Annotated in this window: 16 protein-coding genes; 10 read left to right on the top strand and 6 right to left on the bottom strand. The window is 61.5% G+C overall.

Going from position 1 to position 16,301, the window contains the following annotated elements; all coding sequences use genetic code 11:
• Positions 1-17 precede the first annotated feature (17 nt).
• The 5 genes from RMO18_RS04350 to RMO18_RS04370 all read left to right on the top strand — a co-directional run bounded on the left by RMO18_RS04350 (position 18) and on the right by RMO18_RS04370 (position 5,369).
• Positions 18-1,598 carry an ABC transporter substrate-binding protein gene (locus RMO18_RS04350; protein ID WP_309664146.1) on the top strand — a complete coding sequence of 527 codons (1,581 nt, stop codon included), beginning with the start codon at positions 18-20 and terminating at the stop codon, positions 1,596-1,598.
• Between the two features lie 79 nt (positions 1,599-1,677).
• On the top strand, positions 1,678-2,604 hold the full coding sequence (locus RMO18_RS04355) for an ABC transporter permease (protein ID WP_309664147.1): 927 nt from the start codon (positions 1,678-1,680) through the stop codon (positions 2,602-2,604).
• A complete protein-coding gene (locus tag RMO18_RS04360) occupies positions 2,601-3,470 on the top strand; it encodes an ABC transporter permease (protein WP_309664149.1) in 870 nt (289 codons plus the stop codon). Before RMO18_RS04355 ends, RMO18_RS04360 begins: the two co-directional genes overlap by 4 nt.
• A complete protein-coding gene (locus RMO18_RS04365; RefSeq protein WP_309664151.1) occupies positions 3,470-4,429 on the top strand; it encodes an ABC transporter ATP-binding protein in 960 nt (319 codons plus the stop codon). The genes RMO18_RS04360 and RMO18_RS04365 overlap by 1 nt, the downstream gene beginning before the upstream one ends.
• On the top strand, positions 4,422-5,369 hold the full coding sequence (locus tag RMO18_RS04370) for an ABC transporter ATP-binding protein (protein ID WP_309664152.1): 948 nt from the start codon (positions 4,422-4,424) through the stop codon (positions 5,367-5,369). Before RMO18_RS04365 ends, RMO18_RS04370 begins: the two co-directional genes overlap by 8 nt.
• 108 nt (positions 5,370-5,477) lie before the next feature.
• Here RMO18_RS04370 and RMO18_RS04375 read toward each other — a convergent pair whose 3' ends face one another.
• A complete protein-coding gene (locus tag RMO18_RS04375) occupies positions 5,478-6,272 on the bottom strand; it encodes a helix-turn-helix transcriptional regulator (protein WP_309664153.1) in 795 nt (264 codons plus the stop codon).
• Between the two features lie 99 nt (positions 6,273-6,371).
• Between RMO18_RS04375 and RMO18_RS04380 the strand changes: the two genes are divergently transcribed.
• Genes RMO18_RS04380 through RMO18_RS04400 form a run of 5 tightly spaced genes read left to right on the top strand, consistent with a single transcriptional unit; the run spans position 6,372 to position 11,132 of the window.
• Positions 6,372-7,502, top strand: a complete 1,131-nt coding sequence (locus RMO18_RS04380) for an ABC transporter ATP-binding protein (protein WP_309664154.1) — start codon at positions 6,372-6,374, stop codon at positions 7,500-7,502.
• A 30-nt stretch (positions 7,503-7,532) separates the two neighbouring features.
• Positions 7,533-8,693 carry a spermidine/putrescine ABC transporter substrate-binding protein gene (locus tag RMO18_RS04385; RefSeq protein WP_309664155.1) on the top strand — a complete coding sequence of 387 codons (1,161 nt, stop codon included), beginning with the start codon at positions 7,533-7,535 and terminating at the stop codon, positions 8,691-8,693.
• Positions 8,694-8,697: 4 nt separating this feature from the next.
• Positions 8,698-9,549: an ABC transporter permease gene (locus RMO18_RS04390; protein ID WP_309664156.1), complete on the top strand. Its 852-nt coding sequence runs from the start codon at positions 8,698-8,700 to the stop codon at positions 9,547-9,549.
• Positions 9,550-9,558: 9 nt separating this feature from the next.
• Complete coding sequence (locus RMO18_RS04395; RefSeq protein WP_309664157.1) at positions 9,559-10,377, top strand: ABC transporter permease; 819 nt, start codon at positions 9,559-9,561, stop codon at positions 10,375-10,377.
• Positions 10,377-11,132, top strand: a complete 756-nt coding sequence (locus RMO18_RS04400) for an SDR family NAD(P)-dependent oxidoreductase (protein ID WP_309664166.1) — start codon at positions 10,377-10,379, stop codon at positions 11,130-11,132. Before RMO18_RS04395 ends, RMO18_RS04400 begins: the two co-directional genes overlap by 1 nt.
• 207 nt (positions 11,133-11,339) lie before the next feature.
• On the opposite strand, the gene RMO18_RS04405 is transcribed toward RMO18_RS04400, so the two are convergent.
• Genes RMO18_RS04405 through RMO18_RS04425 form a run of 5 tightly spaced genes read right to left on the bottom strand, consistent with a single transcriptional unit; the run spans position 11,340 to position 16,138 of the window.
• Complete coding sequence (locus RMO18_RS04405; protein WP_309664159.1) at positions 11,340-12,980, bottom strand: amidohydrolase; 1,641 nt, start codon at positions 12,978-12,980, stop codon at positions 11,340-11,342.
• On the bottom strand, positions 12,973-13,830 hold the full coding sequence (locus tag RMO18_RS04410) for a dimethylsulfonioproprionate lyase family protein (RefSeq protein ID WP_309664160.1): 858 nt from the start codon (positions 13,828-13,830) through the stop codon (positions 12,973-12,975). The genes RMO18_RS04405 and RMO18_RS04410 overlap by 8 nt, the downstream gene beginning before the upstream one ends.
• A complete protein-coding gene (locus tag RMO18_RS04415; RefSeq protein WP_309664161.1) occupies positions 13,823-14,662 on the bottom strand; it encodes an ABC transporter permease subunit in 840 nt (279 codons plus the stop codon). Before RMO18_RS04415 ends, RMO18_RS04410 begins: the two co-directional genes overlap by 8 nt.
• Positions 14,659-15,582: an ABC transporter permease gene (locus RMO18_RS04420; RefSeq protein WP_309664163.1), complete on the bottom strand. Its 924-nt coding sequence runs from the start codon at positions 15,580-15,582 to the stop codon at positions 14,659-14,661. Before RMO18_RS04420 ends, RMO18_RS04415 begins: the two co-directional genes overlap by 4 nt.
• A 1-nt stretch (position 15,583) precedes the next feature.
• On the bottom strand, positions 15,584-16,138 hold the full coding sequence (locus RMO18_RS04425) for a TOBE domain-containing protein (RefSeq protein WP_309664165.1): 555 nt from the start codon (positions 16,136-16,138) through the stop codon (positions 15,584-15,586).
• Positions 16,139-16,301: the final 163 nt, after the last annotated feature.

Below are 16,301 nucleotides of genomic sequence, written 5' to 3' on the forward strand. Positions count from 1 at the left end.
CCCAACCGGAGGCTTCCATGTCCATCTCGTTCCGCAGGGCCGCTTTGGCCACCAGCGTCAGCTTTGCTGCGCTTATCCTCGCCGCACCCGCGGTCTTTGCTCAGGAGGCCATCTTTGTCCTGCAGCAGGACGAAGTCGGCGTTCCCACCTACAATGTCGTCACCAACGGCAACACCAACGTTGGTGCTCGTCTGATTTATGACACGCTGACTGTGCAAGATGCCGATCAGTCGTTCCACCCCGGCCTTGCCGATTCTTGGGTCGAGGCGCCCGACGGCATGTCTTGGGAATTCACCCTGAAGACCGGCGTGACCTTCCATAATGGCGAGCCTTTTAACGCCACCGCCGCTGCCGCCTGGCTGGCGCTCTATGCTGCCACCGACAATAGCTACATGACCCAGTCGATCGACAAGATCGAAGCAGTTGGCGAAAGCACGCTGAAGCTGACGATGAAGAACCCCGATCCGAACCTGCTCTACAACCTCTCCAGCAGCTTCATGGGTGTCGTCGAACCGAAAGCCTTCGCCGCCCTTGGCGAGAATTACGGCGTGACCGAAGCCGTCGGCACCGGCCCGTTCAAGCTTGAAAGCTTCGCCATCGGGTCCGAAACCGTGCTGGCGCGCAACGACGACTACACCTGGGGTTCATCGCTGGCGGTGAACAAGGGTCCGGCAAAGATCGCCAAGATCACGCTGCGCGAAATTGCCGAAGAAAGCACCGCCTTCCTGGAATTGAAGACCGGCGGCGTCGACATGCTGCTGGGCGTCCCGACCGACTTTCTGGGTGAACTGGCGAAAGAGCCGAACATCACCGCACTGACCCTGCCGGGCCAGGAAGTTGTGTATATGCCGTTCAACGTGACCAAAGCTCCGTTTGATGACATCAACGTGCGTCACGCCGCTGCCCTTGCCGTCAACCAGCAAGAGATCCTCGACTCGGTCTATGGCGGTGTCGGCTCGGTGGCCAATCAGTTCCTGATCTCGGCCCTGCCGGAATCCAAGGTCGCGCCGGAATACCTGATCAGCTACGATCCGGCCAAAGCCGCTGAACTTCTTGACGCGGCTGGCTGGACGATGGGCGCCGATGGGGTTCGCGCCAAAGACGGCGTGCCCTTGTCGATCACCCTGTGGACGCAAAGCGATTCCGTCTTTCGGCGTCTGACCGAGGTCATCCAGGCCGAGTTCAAGGCGGTCGGCATCGCGTCAGAGATCACCACCTTCGACAGCTCGATGATCCGCGACCAGTACAAGACGGGCGAGCAGCAGGCGGCGGTGCGGTCCTACTATTGGAACAATGCCGACATCGTCGACTGGTTCTTTGGCGGTGATCGTCTGGGGTATCCGAACATTTCGATGTTCAACGACCCGAAGGCCGAAGAGCTGCGCGTGAAGGCGATGTCTGGGTCAGCCAACGGCACTGAACGGACCGCGAATTTCGTCGCCTACCACGAATACGTGCTGTCGCAGTTCCCGATGGCACCGATCTACCAGCCGGTGCAGAACATCGGCTACAACAAGGATCGCCTGGTGCTGCCGGCTGAAATTCACGGCACCCGCATCGGTGCTGCCACGATCCTCGACACCACTGTGGTCGAATAAGCCCCTGCGCCGTCGCGGCGGACCGGTCCCCGGTCTGCCGCGACGGTTCACCCCACAGACCTGAAGAAGGATCACCGGGATGCTCGGCTATACACTCCGTCGGCTCGTGTTGCTCATTCCGGTGTTCCTCGCCGTTTCGGTGATCATCTTCGCGATCATCCATCTGATCCCCGGCGACCCGGTGGACAGTCTCCTGAAGGTCGGCTCCGGCCCCGAACAGCGGGCGGAGATCACCGCCCGCTACGGGCTGGACCGGCCGCTTTACGAACAGTACCTGATCTGGCTCGGCAATCTGCTGACCGGCGACATGGGCACCGCCATCGTCGGCAAGCGCCCGGTGATCGACCTTGTGGGTCAGGCCCTGCCGCATTCGCTGGTGCTTTCCGGCCTGGCCCTGCTGTTCTCCACCGTCTTCGGCATTGCCCTCGGCGTCATCGCGGCGCTGAAGCGTGGCAAGCTTGCCGATCAGGCGATCATGGGCGGCGTGCTCCTTGGTTCCACGGTTCCCAGCTTCTGGCTCGGCCTCCTCCTCATCCTCGCCTTTTCGGTGCAGCTTGGCTGGTTCCCGGTCTCTGGCGCGCGCACATGGTCCGGGCTGGTGCTGCCGGTGCTGACCATCGGCCTTGGTGGCATCGCCCTTGTCGCCCGCGTCACCCGTGTGGCGATGATCGACGCCTCGCAGCGCGACTTCGTGATGCTGCTGCACGCCAAGGGCATGCCGCCAATGCGCATCCAGTTACGCCATGTTTTGCGCCACGCACTGATACCCGTGGTGACAATTCTTGCGCTACGGATTGGCTGGGTGCTGGGCGGCGCGGTCACTGTCGAGGTCGTCTTCGCAAGGCCCGGTCTTGGGACGTTGCTGATCAAGGCGCTGAACCAGCACGATTATCCGGTGGTGCAGGCCTGCCTTCTGCTTCTGGCGATGGCCGTGATGCTTGGCACCCTTCTGGGCGATATTCTGCAGGCCGCGATGGACCCGCGCGTCCGGGCAGCACTGCAATGACGACACTTGCACCCCGCCGCGCGCTGAAGGAAACCGCCATACTTCGCGCATTGCGGTCGCCCACAGGTATCATTGCCGGGGTCTGGCTGATTGCACTTGTCCTGATGGCGATCTTTGCGCCGATCCTGACCAGTTACGCATTTGACGCGCAAAACCTGCCCGGCGCCTATGCAGCGCCTTCTGCCGACCATTGGCTTGGCACCGACGAATTCGGCCGCGATCTTTTGACCCGGATGATGTACGGCGCGCGAACTTCGCTGTCCGTATCGGCGATCGCCATCGGCATTTCGGTCACCGCAGGCATGATTCTGGGCGCTTCGGCGGGCTACTTCGGCGGGCGTTTTGACCGGGCGGTGACGATGGTTGTCGACCTGACGTGGTCCTTTCCGGAAATCCTCGTCGCATTGATGCTGGTCGCGATCATCGGGCCCGGCGTTACCGGAACGATGACCGCAATCGCAGTGGCCTATCTTGCGCAGTTCACCCGGTTGACTCGTGCGCAGATCATGGCGATCAAGGGCGAAACCTATGTCGAGGCGTCACGCAGTCTTGGCGCGTCGGACAGCTACATCGTGTTTCACCACCTTATCCCGAACGCGCTTGCCCCGGTCCTTGTCTCGGCGATGCTCGCAACCGGTGACGCCATCATCCTTGAAGCGACGCTCGGGTTCTTCGGCCTTGGCGCGCAGCCCCCCACGCCAAGCTGGGGGGGCATGATGTCATCCGGCACGGCGCAGCTTTTCAAGGCACCCTGGATCATCCTGTTTCCGGGGCTTGCCGTGGCCATCACCGTCATCGCCATCAACCTTTTCGGCGATGCACTCATTCGCGCGCTAGATATCCGCGCCAAATCGCGGGGCACCTGATGCTCTTGGATGTGAAAGACCTGACCGTTGGCATCGGGATTGTCGAGCCGCTGAGCGGTATCAGTTTCGCGGTGGACCGGGGCGAGATTCTTGGGCTGGTCGGTGAATCGGGATCAGGCAAGTCGCTGACGGCATTGGCGGTGACCGGGTTGCTGCCGTTGATCGGCGGACGCATCACTTCAGGCTCGGTGATGTTCGATGGCACCGATCTCGCCCGCTTGCCTGAAACCAAGCTGCGCCCGTTGCGTGGCCGGCGGATAGGCTTCATCACCCAGAACCCGATGACGGCGCTGGACCCGGTGCAGCGCATCGGCCCGCAGGTTGATGTGGTGGCACGCATGCATCTTGGCCTGAGCGCCGCGGCGGCACGAGCCAAAACGGTCGACCTTTTGACGCAGCTGCGCATTCCTGAGGCTGCGGTGATCTGCGACGCCTATCCGCACCAGCTTTCGGGCGGGATGAAGCAACGCATTGTCATCGCCATGGCATTGGCGGGCGACCCGGACCTTATTGTCGCCGATGAACCCACCACCGCGCTTGACGTGACGGTGCAGGCGCAGATCATCCACATCCTCGCCACGTTGGTAAAGGAGCGGGGCCTTGCCCTGATCCTTATCACCCATGACATGGGCGTCGTGGCGCAGATCTGCGACCGGGTGGCCGTGCTTTATGCCGGCAGGCTGGCCGAGGCGCGCGAGGTTCGCCCGCTTTTTGCGGCCCCCGCGCATCCCTATACTGCAGCGTTGATTGGTTGCATCCCGCGGGCCGGCATTGAACCCGGCGCACTGAAGGGCATCCCCGGCACCGTGCCCGGCGTTGCACAGTATCCGACGGGTTGCCGGTTTCATCCGCGCTGCCCCAAGGCCACCGAAATCTGCCTGACCGCTATCCCGCAGATCACGCCCACCCCCGGCGGCACTGTCGCCTGCCACCATGCGCTGGAGGTTGCCATTGTCTGACCTTGTCACCCTTTCCGGTCTGTCGAAACGCTTTGTGACACCTGGCGGATGGTTGTCGAAGCCGCGCAGCATGATGGCCGTGCGCGGGGTGGACCTGTCGATCCCGAAAGGCGGCGTCGTCGGCGTGGTTGGCGAAAGCGGCTGCGGCAAATCCACGCTCGCGCGGTTGGTGCTAAGGCTGATCGACCCAACCTCGGGCAGCATCCGCTTTGACGGCACCGAACTGACGACACTTGGTACGAAAGAGCTGCGCCGCATTCGTCGCCGCATGTCGATGGTGTTTCAGGATCCCTATTCCTCGCTCGACCCACGCTACACCGTATCCGACGTGTTGACCGAGCCTTCGGCAGTGCAAGGCGCAGGTCTTCCAGAGGGCAGGATTGGCGCGCTGTTGGATCAGGTCGGTTTGTCGCGGGCGATGGCGCAAAGCTATCCGCACCAGATGTCAGGCGGCCAGCGGCAAAGAGTGGGCATCGCCCGGGCGCTTGCAATGTCCCCGGATCTGGTGGTGCTGGACGAACCCACCGCCTCGCTGGACGTGTCGATCCAGGCGCAGATCATCGCGCTGCTGCAGGGCCTGCAGCGCGACCTGGGGCTGACTTATCTGTTCATCAGCCACGACCTTGGCCTCGTGCGTTACTTTTGCGACCAGATCGTGGTGATGTATCTTGGCTCCGTCGTAGAACGCCTGCCGCACCCAGCTGCCGCTGCCCGCCACCCCTATACCGCCGCGCTGATGGCCTCGAACTTCACACCAGATCCGATGCAGCGCCGCGAACTGGCCAGCCTGACGGGAGAGATCCCTTCCGCTTTCGCCCTTCCCAAGGGCTGCGCCTTTGCCGCCCGCTGCCCGCGCGCTGACGCTATCTGTCGCGCCGAAGTACCTGAACTGAAGACGGATTCCGGCGGCCACGCTGCCGCTTGCTTTCATCCGATCTAGTCCGTCGATCCCTCGATGAGCCAAACGGTTAGGGTCATAGCTGTCGCCGGCGCGCGTCTTCTAAGAGCCGAGTGCAGCGACCAAAAGCCATTCCCGGCCGACTCTTGTTCAGGTCAGATCGACCAGCGTCCCCAGGAAGCGAGAGAACAATTCCCCCTGCGAGTTGATGCGCAGTTTCGAATAGATGTTGCGCCGATGAATTCGCACGGTGCCGGGCGAGATCTGCAAAAGTTGCCCGACTGATTCCGCCGAGTGTCCCTTGAGCGTGAACTCCGCCACTTCGCGTTCGCGCGGCGTCAGGATACCATCGCCAAAGCTGCCAAAGACATAGGCAACACGCTTTTGCAGCCCCTCGCTTTCCGTGGCACTGGCGTCTTCGCCAATCGCTGTTGCGAGGCCCGTCCATTGCCGTTTGGCCACTGCGGCGACAAACGGATAAAGTGCAGAAAAAGCCGCGAATTCCTTTTGCGAAAACGGTCGCTCGGCCCGCATCAGCGACAGCACGGCGATCGTCTTGTGTGGCAAATCGACGAAGAAAGCGATTTCTTCGGCAAGGCCCGTTTGTGCATAGTAGTTGCGAAAATACTCACCCTGATAAAAGCGGTCGGGGGCCAGATCGCGCAAGCGGTACAGCCCCGGCGGCACCGGTCGCAGCGCCGCCTGGTAGAACGGGTCGAGCAGATAGGGCCCGGCCTGATAGTCGGTGACGAAAATCTGCCGCTTTCCATGGGGAAAATCGTCGTACAGGTCGACCGGGCGGTCCGCGCCGCGATAGCCGAATACCACTGTATAGGTAAACGGCGCCACCTGCCGAAGCAGATCGGCCAACGACTGTGGCAAGGCCGGCGAGTCCAGCGACGCAACCACCGCTGCGGCCAACGGCACCCAGGTGGCCGGTGTCATGCCTCCGGCCCGACGCGCAAGGATACCTCATTTGTGATATATACAGCCATCGGATCGTTTCCTACGCTTTGCTGGGTTTCATAGGATATGCCGCGCCCCATGCAAAGTTCATTCGATGATCGCGCAACGCGTGCCGGGGCAAGCAACACCCCGATCGCCGAGTTTCGTGACGCGACCAAGCGCTTTGGCGATGTGCTGGCTGCCGACGCTCTCAACCTTGGTATTGCGCGGGGGGAATTCCTGTCTTTCCTTGGCCCTTCGGGTTGCGGCAAGACCACCGCCTTGCGGATGCTGGCGGGGTTTGAGGCGCCGACGACGGGCGCAGTGCTGCTGGACGGGGAACAGGTCAACGAAGTGCCTGCCTACCACCGGCCGGTCAACATGGTGTTCCAGCATTATGCGCTGTTTCCGCACCTGACGGTCGCGCAGAACATCGCCTACGGCCTGATCCAACGCCGCCCGAGGCCAGACAGCGCCGATGTCGCCCGCAAGGTCGACCGGGCACTGGAGATGGTCCGCCTGCCCGGCTTTGGTGCCCGCCGCATCTGGGAAATGTCGGGTGGCCAACAGCAGCGCGTGGCATTGGCGCGCGCAATCGTGAACGAACCGAAGATCCTGCTTCTGGATGAACCCCTCGCCGCCCTTGACCGCAAGCTGCGCCGTGAGATGCAGATCGAATTGCAGACCCTCCAGCGTCAGCTTGGCATCACTTTCGTTCTGGTCACCCATGACCAAGAAGAGGCGCTGTCGATGTCGGACCGGATCTGCATCATGCGCGCTGGAAAGATCGTACAATCCGGCGCGCCAAGCGCACTTTATGACCAACCAAACAGCCGCTATGTTGCAGATTTCGTAGGAAAGTCGAATTTCATCGACGGGTTTATGGTGGCAGGCGCCGGCAGTGGCGGACACATCCGCACGGCTTCGGGTCTTCGGTTCAGCGGAAGGGTGGCCAACGCGCTTCCGCCCGGTACGGCCGCCACTCTCAGCCTGCGCCCGGAGCAGGTGGAACTTTCCCATCGCGCTGGCGCGGTGTCTGAGCCGGTTACCGTCATCAACCGCATCTTTCTGGGCGAGCATACTGAATATCTGGTCCGGCATGCGGAATTGGGTGACCTCCTGGTGCTGGTCGCACGGCAGGCCGAGGCGGGCGAAGGTGGCTTTACCGCCGGCGATACGGGCTACATCGGCTGGGCCGAGGATGCAGGCTTGATACTGGCAGAGGACTGATCGGACACAACCAACGGGGAGACGTCAATTATGACCGACAAGATCGACCACATATCGCGTCAGAAGTTCATGGAAGAACTGCGGCGCTTTCAGAACGGCTCGGTGAGCCGCCGCCATTTCCTGGGGATGACGGGCCTGGGGGCCGCAAGTGCCGCCCTTGGTGCTGCAATGCCGGGCTTCCTTCCGCGCCCGGCCTTTGCGCAGGATGCCATCGGTGACCGGGTGATCCTTGCGACCTGGCCGAACTATCACGATCCGGCGAACTTTGATGCCTTTGCTGCGGCAACCGGCGCTGCGGTACAGGTGAACGTCTTTGGTTCGAACGAAGAGATGCTGGCCAAACTGCAAGCGGGCGGGTCGGGCTGGGACGTGTTCGTGCCGACCAACTACACAATCACCACCTACGTCGAACAGGACCTGATCGAGCCGCTGGATCTGGCGCTTCTGCCAAACTACGATCCCGCCAGCTTTGATCCGCGATTTGCCGGGCCGGGAACGGTGGACGGCAAGCTTTACGCGGTTTCCAAGAACTGGGGCACCACCGGGTTTGCGGTCAACACCAACCACACAGGCGGCACCACGCCCACCACTTGGAAAGAATTCTGGGATCTGACCCAGACAACTTTCTCTGGCCGCACCATGGTGCATGATTATCAGCTGACCACTATCGGCAACGCGCTGAAGTACTTTGGTTATTCCTTCAATTCCATTGACCCTGCCGAACTGGCCAAAGCCGAAGAACTGCTGTTGGCCGCCAAGCCGCACCTGTTTGCCATCAGTTCGGACTACCAGCCATCAATGCGGTCTGGTGATGCCTGGATGACGATTTGCTGGACCGGGGATGCCAAGCAGATGAACCGCGACATGCCCGAGATCGTCTATGTGCTGGGCAAGGAAGGTGGCGAGTTGTGGTCGGATTTCTACGCCGTTCCAAAAAGCGCGCCGCACCGCGCCGCGGCCTATGCGCTGATCAACTATATGCTCACGCCCGAGGTGAATGCCAAAGAGGCGCTGTTCCACGGCTATCCCGTGGCCGACGCCCGGGTAAACGCCCTGCTGCCGCCTGAGGTGTTGAACGACCCGATCCTGTATCCGGCTGCAGAGCTGTTAAGCGCGCTGGAGTTCGGCGCCGCCGCGACGCTGACCGATCCCAACCGCGCCGAGTTGATGGCTCGGTTCAAGTCGGCCTGAAAAGATGCAGCGGCGGCTCTCAACATGGCTTCTCCTCGCCCCGGCGGGGCTTTGGTTCGCAGTCATGCTGGTGCTGCCGCTGTGCTTTGTGGTGATCTTCAGCTTTGGTGAACGGGCGGCGGCGGGCGGTTACGTGCCCGCCTTTACCCTCGAGCAATATGCAAACCTGCCGTCCCGTTGGGCGGCCTTTGCCAATACCCTGACATTTGCCCCCCTTGGCACCCTGCTGGCGCTGCTGATCGCCTATCCGCTTGCCTATTTCCTTGCGATGCGGGTCGATCCCAAATGGCGCACGGTGCTGCTGATCCTGGTCATCGTGCCGTTCTGGACCTCGATCCTGATCCGCAGCTATGCGTGGATCTTCATTCTGGGCGGACAGGGCCTGCCCGCACTGATCGAATGGCTCGGGTTTGGCACCGTCCGGCTGATCAACACGCCCTTCGCGGTGCTGACCGGCATCGTCTATGGCTATCTGCCGCTGATGGTGCTGCCGATCTATGTCAGCCTGGAGCGTCTGGACAAAAGGTTGCTGGAGGCATCGGCTGACCTGGGCGCCCCCCCTTTGCACAGCTTCCTGCAAGTGACCCTGCCCCTGTCGCTGCCCGGCATAGCCACCGGGTGCATGCTGGTTTTCATCCTGTTGATGGGCGAGTATCTGATCCCCGCAGTTCTGGGTGGCGGCATGGTGTTCTTTATCGGCAACGCGCTGGTTGATCTGTTCCTGCAATCGCGCAACTGGGCCTTTGGGGCATCGGTCGCGGTGTCGTTGGTGGTGATCATGCTGATCACCGTGACGGCTTACATGTGGTTGATGCGTCGCCTTGGCGGCGCGCGCGACGACCTGTCGTTGATGTAGGGGACCGGCATGCGCATCTACGCCCTGGCGGTGTATGTCTTCCTTTACCTGCCCATCGCGGTCATCGCGATCTTCAGCTTTAACGCGGGCCGCCATGCAAGCCAGTTCACCGGCTTTTCCACCCAATGGTATGGCAAAGCGCTGTCGAACCCCTTCGTGATGGAGGCGCTCTGGACCAGCTTCGTCGTCGCGCTGTCCTCTGCGCTGATCGCAAGTGTGTTTGGCACCATGGCCACACTGGCACTGCAGGGCATGAAGGGGCGGGTCCGCGCGATCGCGGATGCGCTGATCTACATGGCCGTCATGGTTCCGGGCATCGTCATCGGCATCGCCACCCTTATCGCTCTGGTGACGATGTTTGACTGGATCAATCCGATGTTGGCACGCCTCGCGCCCGAAGGTCAGGCGCCGCAGCTTGCCATGGGCTACGGTTCGTTGATTGCCACCCATGCGCTGTTTTCCATGGCCCTTGTGATCATCATTCTACGTGCGCGCCTTGCCGGCATGGACCGCAGCCTGATGGAGGCATCGTCCGACCTATACGCCACACCCTTTGCCACTTTTCGACAGATCACCCTGCCGTTGATCTTTCCCGGTATCCTCGCGGGCTTTCTGCTCAGCTTTACCTTCAGCTTTGACGATTTCATCATCGCTTTCTTCGTCGCCGGGTCCGAGACGACGTTGCCGATCTACGTGTTTTCCTCCATCCGTCGGGGCGTCACGCCGGAAATCAATGCCATTGGCACCATGGTGCTGGCCGTATCGCTGGTCCTGCTGGTGGCGGCCCAGGTGATCTTGCGTAGCGGCAAGAAGGGCGGGGTTCGGTGATGTTGCTAGCCGGGCGGGTCGCGTTCTTGACGGGTGCCGGGTCGGGCATCGGACGGGCCGGGGCGCTGGCTTTGGCCCGCGCCGGCGCGCGCGTTACGGTCACCGATCTTGATGGCGACCGGGCGGCCTTGGTCGCCGCTGACATCCGCGCTGCAGGTGGCGAGGCGGAGGGCATAGCACTTGATGCCGCCGATGAGACGTCGGTTACCCAAGCCATCAACCGGGTGGCAGCGCTGGGGCGGCTGGACATCCTGCATTCGCATGCCGGCTTTCAGGTGCCCGGTCGGCTGACCGAAGCAAGCGTCAACGACATGGACGCTTCTTGGCGGCTTAACGTGCGCGCCCATTTCATCGCGGCGCGCGCGGCGATGCCCCATATGCAGCGAGCCCGCCAAGGCTCGATCATCATCACGGCCTCGAACTCGGGCGTTCAGATCGACCGCGGAATGATAGCCTACGCCACAACCAAACATGCGGTCATCGCGATGACCCGCCAGATCGCCGCCGACTATGCGGCAGATAATGTCCGCTGCAATGCACTGTGCCCCGGCTTTGTCGACACGCCTTTCAACCAGGGTTTCGAAGCGCAGATGGGAGGACGCAACGCCCTTGAATCCTATGTCGCGTCCTCTATTCCCATGGGACGCTGGGCGACGGTCGAAGAAGTTGCTGCAAGCATCGTCTACCTTGCGTCTGATGCCTCAAGCTTCATGACCGGCCACGCACTTGTTCTGGATGGCGGCGAGAGCCTCTAGTCACAAAGTGTGGTGTGCCGTTGTGCCGAGGCTAAAGCGAGCTGGCAGAATAACGAGTTGCGATAACGCTCCGTTCACATCTGACGGCGCAAGAATCGCCCGTTGGTTGCCCACAGGCCAGAATGCAGCCCATTCGCCTAGCCCCATCAGTCGACTGCAAGCCAGTTCTAAGGGCAGTACCTTGCCATCATGCTAGTTGGATCGTGGTCACTTTGGCCAATGTAACTGGCTGGTTACTGCCGGAAAGCTCTCATTTTGGTGAACCACCTTTCCCTTGAACAGCGTCAAAAGCACCTTGGTTTCTGAAATGGCAGACGGTTCGCAGGCAAAGATGTCCCGATCCAGAATGATGATATCCGCGGAAAAGCCGGGCCTGAGCATTCCGCTGTATCCACCTCGCCAGCAGGCATTGGCGGCCCGAACGGTATAGCCCATGACAGCTTCCTCGACCGTCAGCGCCTGATCCGGCAGAAACGGGGCCAGTGGGTGGTCGACCAACCGGGCCTGCCGGGTGATCGCCGTTTCGATGATTTCAAACGGGTTCAGCGTGCTGACCGGCCAATCGGACGAAAGGCACCAGTCGGCACCACAGTCCAGCATCTTGCGGAACGCATAGGTATCGCCGCGCCGGTCGGGTCCGATCATGTCCAGCGCGATGTCCGGGATCACCGGGTCAAGCCGCGCCCACAGCGGCTGGATGTTCGCGGTGGCAACACGGGCCAGGCGCGCATAATCGGCAGGGTCCACAAGTTGCAGATGGGTCAGTTGATGCGCCGCAGGCCAAGGCGTATTGGCGGCCCGCGCGATTTCCAACCCGTCGATTGCGCGGCGGACAGCCGCATCGCCGATAACGTGGACATGAATCGCAAACCGCACCGCATCAAGGGCGGTGAACAGGGCATTGATCTGCTCCGCGCCAAACATGCAAGCCGCGTTGCCCGTATTGGCGTCGGCGTAGGGTGCCAACAGGGCAGCCGTGCGGTTCTCGAACACGCCGTCCATGAACACCTTGGCCGAATGCAGGTGCAGATCGGGTCCGGGGTGCGCAGCACGTAGGGCGGAAAGGCGGCTGACGGCGGTGTCGGGCGTGTCGGCCTCGGTCACCAGGACAGCACCAGCCACCCGCAGGGTCAAAAGTCCATCGGCCAGCCCGCGGCCATAAATCCGCACCTCGGTATCAGTGATGCAGGGGTCAAGCACCCCGGTGATGCCATGGGCATTGGCCTCGGCCTGCCCCGCCAACAATCCCTGCAACAGATGTTCATCGGTTAACTGCGGCAGCCGCCTGACGGCCCAAGGGATGGCCTCCTCATGCAGCATCCCGGTGGCGCGGCCCTGCGCATCACGGACAATGTGGCCATTCGGCGGGTCAGGCGTGCGGTTGTCGATGCCGGCCATCGCCAAAGCCCGGCTGTTCAGGCAGGCATTGTGGGCCGAGCTGTCGTAGATCACCACCGGTCGGTCGGACATTGCCTTGTCCAGAACGGCCGCTGCCAGGTTATGGTCGCCAAAGATCCCCGCTTGCCAGCCGGTCCCCAGCACCACAGGCAAACCTGGCTTGGCAGTGGCATGAGCCACAAGCGTTGCCAAAAGGGCGGCCTCTGTCATCACATCATACAGCGATGCGGCCGTGGAAATGTCGGTGCCACCAGACAACAGATGGATATGCGCATCCTGAAATCCCGGCAGCACCAGATGCCCGCCTGCGTCAATCGATTGCGCTGCGTCTGGCGGGTTCCCGGTTCCCAAACCGACAATCACCCCGTCGCGGATCAGCACCCATTCGGCACAGGGCCGGGCCGGGTCCATGGTGCGGATCCTTGCGTTGCGGATCACCAGATCAGCCAAGGCGCAGCGCCTCCAGCGCCGGCCAATCGTTGGCCTGGATCACCCGGGCAGGTTCATTCACATCGCGGGTCCAGCCGAACAGGCACAGAAACGGCACCCGGCCAACTTTGGTCAGGTGCGGCTGATCGGGCGGGTTCCACACCGGTTGATGCGCTGGTTTGATGGTCAGCGGCAGGTCAGGACCAAACCGCCAGCCATGTGGTCCGGTCAGCGGCGCATAAAGCTCTGGGGCGCGATGGCAATGGTCGCGGTAAAGCACATTTGGTGCAATCAGGAACAGACCAAGGTCAAAGTCCGTTGCGACTATGGGTGCAGTTCCCCCGATGATCGAAGCAAAGGCATGGCCATTTGCAAAATCCTCACCAATCTCGGCGCGGGGATACAGATCATAGGTGACCCAAGTCAGGTGGCGCACAGCGTCACCGATGCAACCGGCAAGGGTCGGATGGGTAGCCGCAAGACTGGCCAATGCTACACCCATATGGGCGTCCACCACGGGGTTGGACGGCCCCGGTTGGGGCCCGATCGGCCCTGTCCATCGTGCGATCCCTTGGCGCACCTCGACCGGCCCGTCGCCGGGAAGGCGAGCAAGATAGCGGTCCGCCTCGGCCAGAAGGGCGGCCAGGCAGGCACCGCCTTCCGGTTCTGCGGGCACAGGTGCGGCCAGCCCGCGTTCTGCCAGCATCGGCCGCGGATCGCGCCCGTCATGGGCGGCTGCAATGCGATACACCTCCAGTGCGGCGGCGCAAATCCTGCCCGCCTGATACAGCGCCATCGCCGCGCCATAGCGCACGCGGCCCGACCCCGGTTCGCCCAACGGAGAGCTTAACAAATATGCAGGATCACTCATTGCTACGGAACGCCATGCGCTCCTCCAACAGCTTGCGCTTTTCGGCGCGGTTAAGGATCCAGCCCGCCAGCGCCACCCCGATACCGACGACGACGACCGTGATCGTGGCCAGCGCGTTGATATCTGGCGTAACCCCAAGCTTGACCTTGGACCAGATCAAAAGTGGCAAGGTGGTCGATCCCGGCCCCGTGGTGAAAGAGGTGATGACGACGTCGTCAAGACTGATGGTAAATGCCAGAAGCCAGCCTGACAGAATCGCCGGGAAAGCCGTGGGCAACGTCACATCGCGCAGAACCTGCCAGGGGCGTGACCCAAGGTCCATCGCGGCCTCTTCGATCGCCCGGTCCGCCTGACCAAGCCTCGCCTGCACGATGGTGGTGACGAACACCATGGAAAAGGTGATATGCGCCAGCGTCACCGTCGTGAACCCGCGCTGCCCCGGCCATCCGGTCCAGTCGGCAAGCAAGATGAACATCATCAGCATCGATATCCCGGTAATCACCTCGGGCATGATCAAAGGTGCCGTCACCAGCCCTGAGAAAACAAACCGCCCCCGGAATTTGGTGAACCGCGCCAGCGCAAAGCCAGCCATGGTGCCCAGGATCGTCGCCATGGTGGCCGATACCAGTGCGATCTTCAGCGACAGCAATAGTGCTGCAATGACCTGCTTGTTGGTCCACAGCGAGACATACCATTTGGTCGAAAACCCGCCCCAGACCGTGGCCAGCCGCGATCCGTTGAACGAATACACCATCATCGAAAGGATCGGGATGTAAAAGAATGCAAAGCCAAAGCACAGGACGGTGATCAGAAAGACCGGGCGGCGGTTCATTTCGCGGCCTCCCTGCCTTCGGCCTTTGCCTGATAGCGGCTGTACAGCATGGTGGGCAGAACCATCAGCACCAAAAGCGCCACCGCCACGGTCGAGGCCATCGGCCAGTCGCGCGCCGAATTGAACTCGTCCGCGATCACCCGCCCGATCATCGGCGACGAGGCATCGCCCACCAGGGTCGGGATCACCAGTTCCCCGGCGGCGGGAATGAACACCAACAGGCCGCCCGCGATGATACCCGGCATGGATTGCGGCAGGGTGACATCCAAAAACACCCGGAACGGACGGCTGCCCAGATCCATCGCCGCTTCGTCCAGCGTCGGGTCAAGCCGCTCAAGGCTGGAATACAGCGGCAAGATCATGAACGGCAGATAAGTATAGACCATCACCAAAACGACAGCGAAGTTGGTGTTCATCATCGGAATGGATTTCAGTGCCCAGTTCAGCGGCACCACGAAATTCCAGATGTCGGTCAACAGCTGGTTGAACCAGCTGGATTTGCCCATCAGACCCATCCACGCGTAAACCCGCAGCAAGAACGAGGTCCAGAATGGCAGGATCACCAGCATCAACAAGATGCTGCGCCAGCTTTTGGATACCCGCGTCAGACCCAGTGCCATCGGATACCCCAAAAGCAGGCACAAGATCGTCGCCAAGCCAGCATTCATCAACGAAATGAAGAATGACCGGATGTAAAGGTCATCGGTAAACAGGCGTTGATAGCCTCGCAGGCTGATCCACGGGTCCTCGCCCCCATAGCCAAAGGGGGGTGCCGTCGGCTTCTGGCTGGCCACGCTGATCGCAAGCACGATCAGGAACGGCACCATGAACCACAGGACCAGCCACAGGTACGGCATCGCGATGATCAGATCTGACCAGCCTTTGCGGTTGAACCAACGGGAAAGGCGGGTTTCGGCCATGTCAGTCCCGCAGCAATATGGCCGAAGCCGGATCAAAGCTGATCCAGACCCGATCGTGCCAATCGGGGCGCTTGTCGCCCTTGCGCTTGGCATTGACGGCATGAACCGACAACAACTCTCCAGACGGCAGGATCACCCGGTAAAGACTGTCCTTGCCGAAATACGCCAGATCCTTGATCTCGCCCTCAATCACGTTGGGGCCATCGGGGCGATCGTGGTGGATGGTCAGTTTCTCTGGCCTGATCGCAAGGGTAAGCGGCTCGCCGGCGACCAGATCGGGGATCGTCACGGCCTGCACGGCCCGCCCGAATGCCGGAACCTCGATCTCGGCGTTCTGGCCGTTCACTTTGGTCACACGTGCCTCATACTGCGACATCGACCCAAGGAAGTTGGCGACAAACCGGCTGGCAGGATGCTCGTAGACCTCGCCGGGTGGGCCAACCTGCTTGACCGCTCCCTTGTCCATCACGGCAATCCGGTCGGCCAATGTCATCGCTTCTTCCTGATCATGACTGACCACAATGAAGGTAACGCCGGTCCGCTCCTGAATGCTCATCAATTCGAATCGTCAACCTCGAAGCCATCGGTAACCTTTGACCGCAGCAATGACCGACGCAACTCCTGCAATAGTAAGTGAAGCGATGAGAGTGATTTGACGTGCTTCATTGGATGGGCGTTGATTGGAGAAGCCAAAGTCAACAATCTGAAGAACAAAGCCA

The sequence above is a fragment of the Tabrizicola sp. genome, from assembly GCF_031377265.1.
Classification (GTDB): Bacteria; Pseudomonadota; Alphaproteobacteria; order Rhodobacterales; family Rhodobacteraceae; genus JAUYQR01.

Coding starts and splice junctions, on each gene's coding strand:
- RMO18_RS04350 (WP_309664146.1), top strand. CDS start 18: ATGTCCATCTCGTTCCGCAGGGCCGCTTTGGCCACCAGCGTCAGCTTT.
- RMO18_RS04355 (WP_309664147.1), top strand. CDS start 1,678: ATGCTCGGCTATACACTCCGTCGGCTCGTGTTGCTCATTCCGGTGTTC.
- RMO18_RS04360 (WP_309664149.1), top strand. CDS start 2,601: ATGACGACACTTGCACCCCGCCGCGCGCTGAAGGAAACCGCCATACTT.
- RMO18_RS04365 (WP_309664151.1), top strand. CDS start 3,470: ATGCTCTTGGATGTGAAAGACCTGACCGTTGGCATCGGGATTGTCGAG.
- RMO18_RS04375 (WP_309664153.1), bottom strand. CDS start 6,272: ATGACACCGGCCACCTGGGTGCCGTTGGCCGCAGCGGTGGTTGCGTCG.
- RMO18_RS04380 (WP_309664154.1), top strand. CDS start 6,372: ATGCAAAGTTCATTCGATGATCGCGCAACGCGTGCCGGGGCAAGCAAC.
- RMO18_RS04385 (WP_309664155.1), top strand. CDS start 7,533: ATGACCGACAAGATCGACCACATATCGCGTCAGAAGTTCATGGAAGAA.
- RMO18_RS04390 (WP_309664156.1), top strand. CDS start 8,698: ATGCAGCGGCGGCTCTCAACATGGCTTCTCCTCGCCCCGGCGGGGCTT.
- RMO18_RS04395 (WP_309664157.1), top strand. CDS start 9,559: ATGCGCATCTACGCCCTGGCGGTGTATGTCTTCCTTTACCTGCCCATC.
- RMO18_RS04400 (WP_309664166.1), top strand. CDS start 10,377: ATGTTGCTAGCCGGGCGGGTCGCGTTCTTGACGGGTGCCGGGTCGGGC.
- RMO18_RS04410 (WP_309664160.1), bottom strand. CDS start 13,830: ATGAGTGATCCTGCATATTTGTTAAGCTCTCCGTTGGGCGAACCGGGG.
- RMO18_RS04415 (WP_309664161.1), bottom strand. CDS start 14,662: ATGAACCGCCGCCCGGTCTTTCTGATCACCGTCCTGTGCTTTGGCTTT.
- RMO18_RS04420 (WP_309664163.1), bottom strand. CDS start 15,582: ATGGCCGAAACCCGCCTTTCCCGTTGGTTCAACCGCAAAGGCTGGTCA.
- RMO18_RS04425 (WP_309664165.1), bottom strand. CDS start 16,138: ATGAGCATTCAGGAGCGGACCGGCGTTACCTTCATTGTGGTCAGTCAT.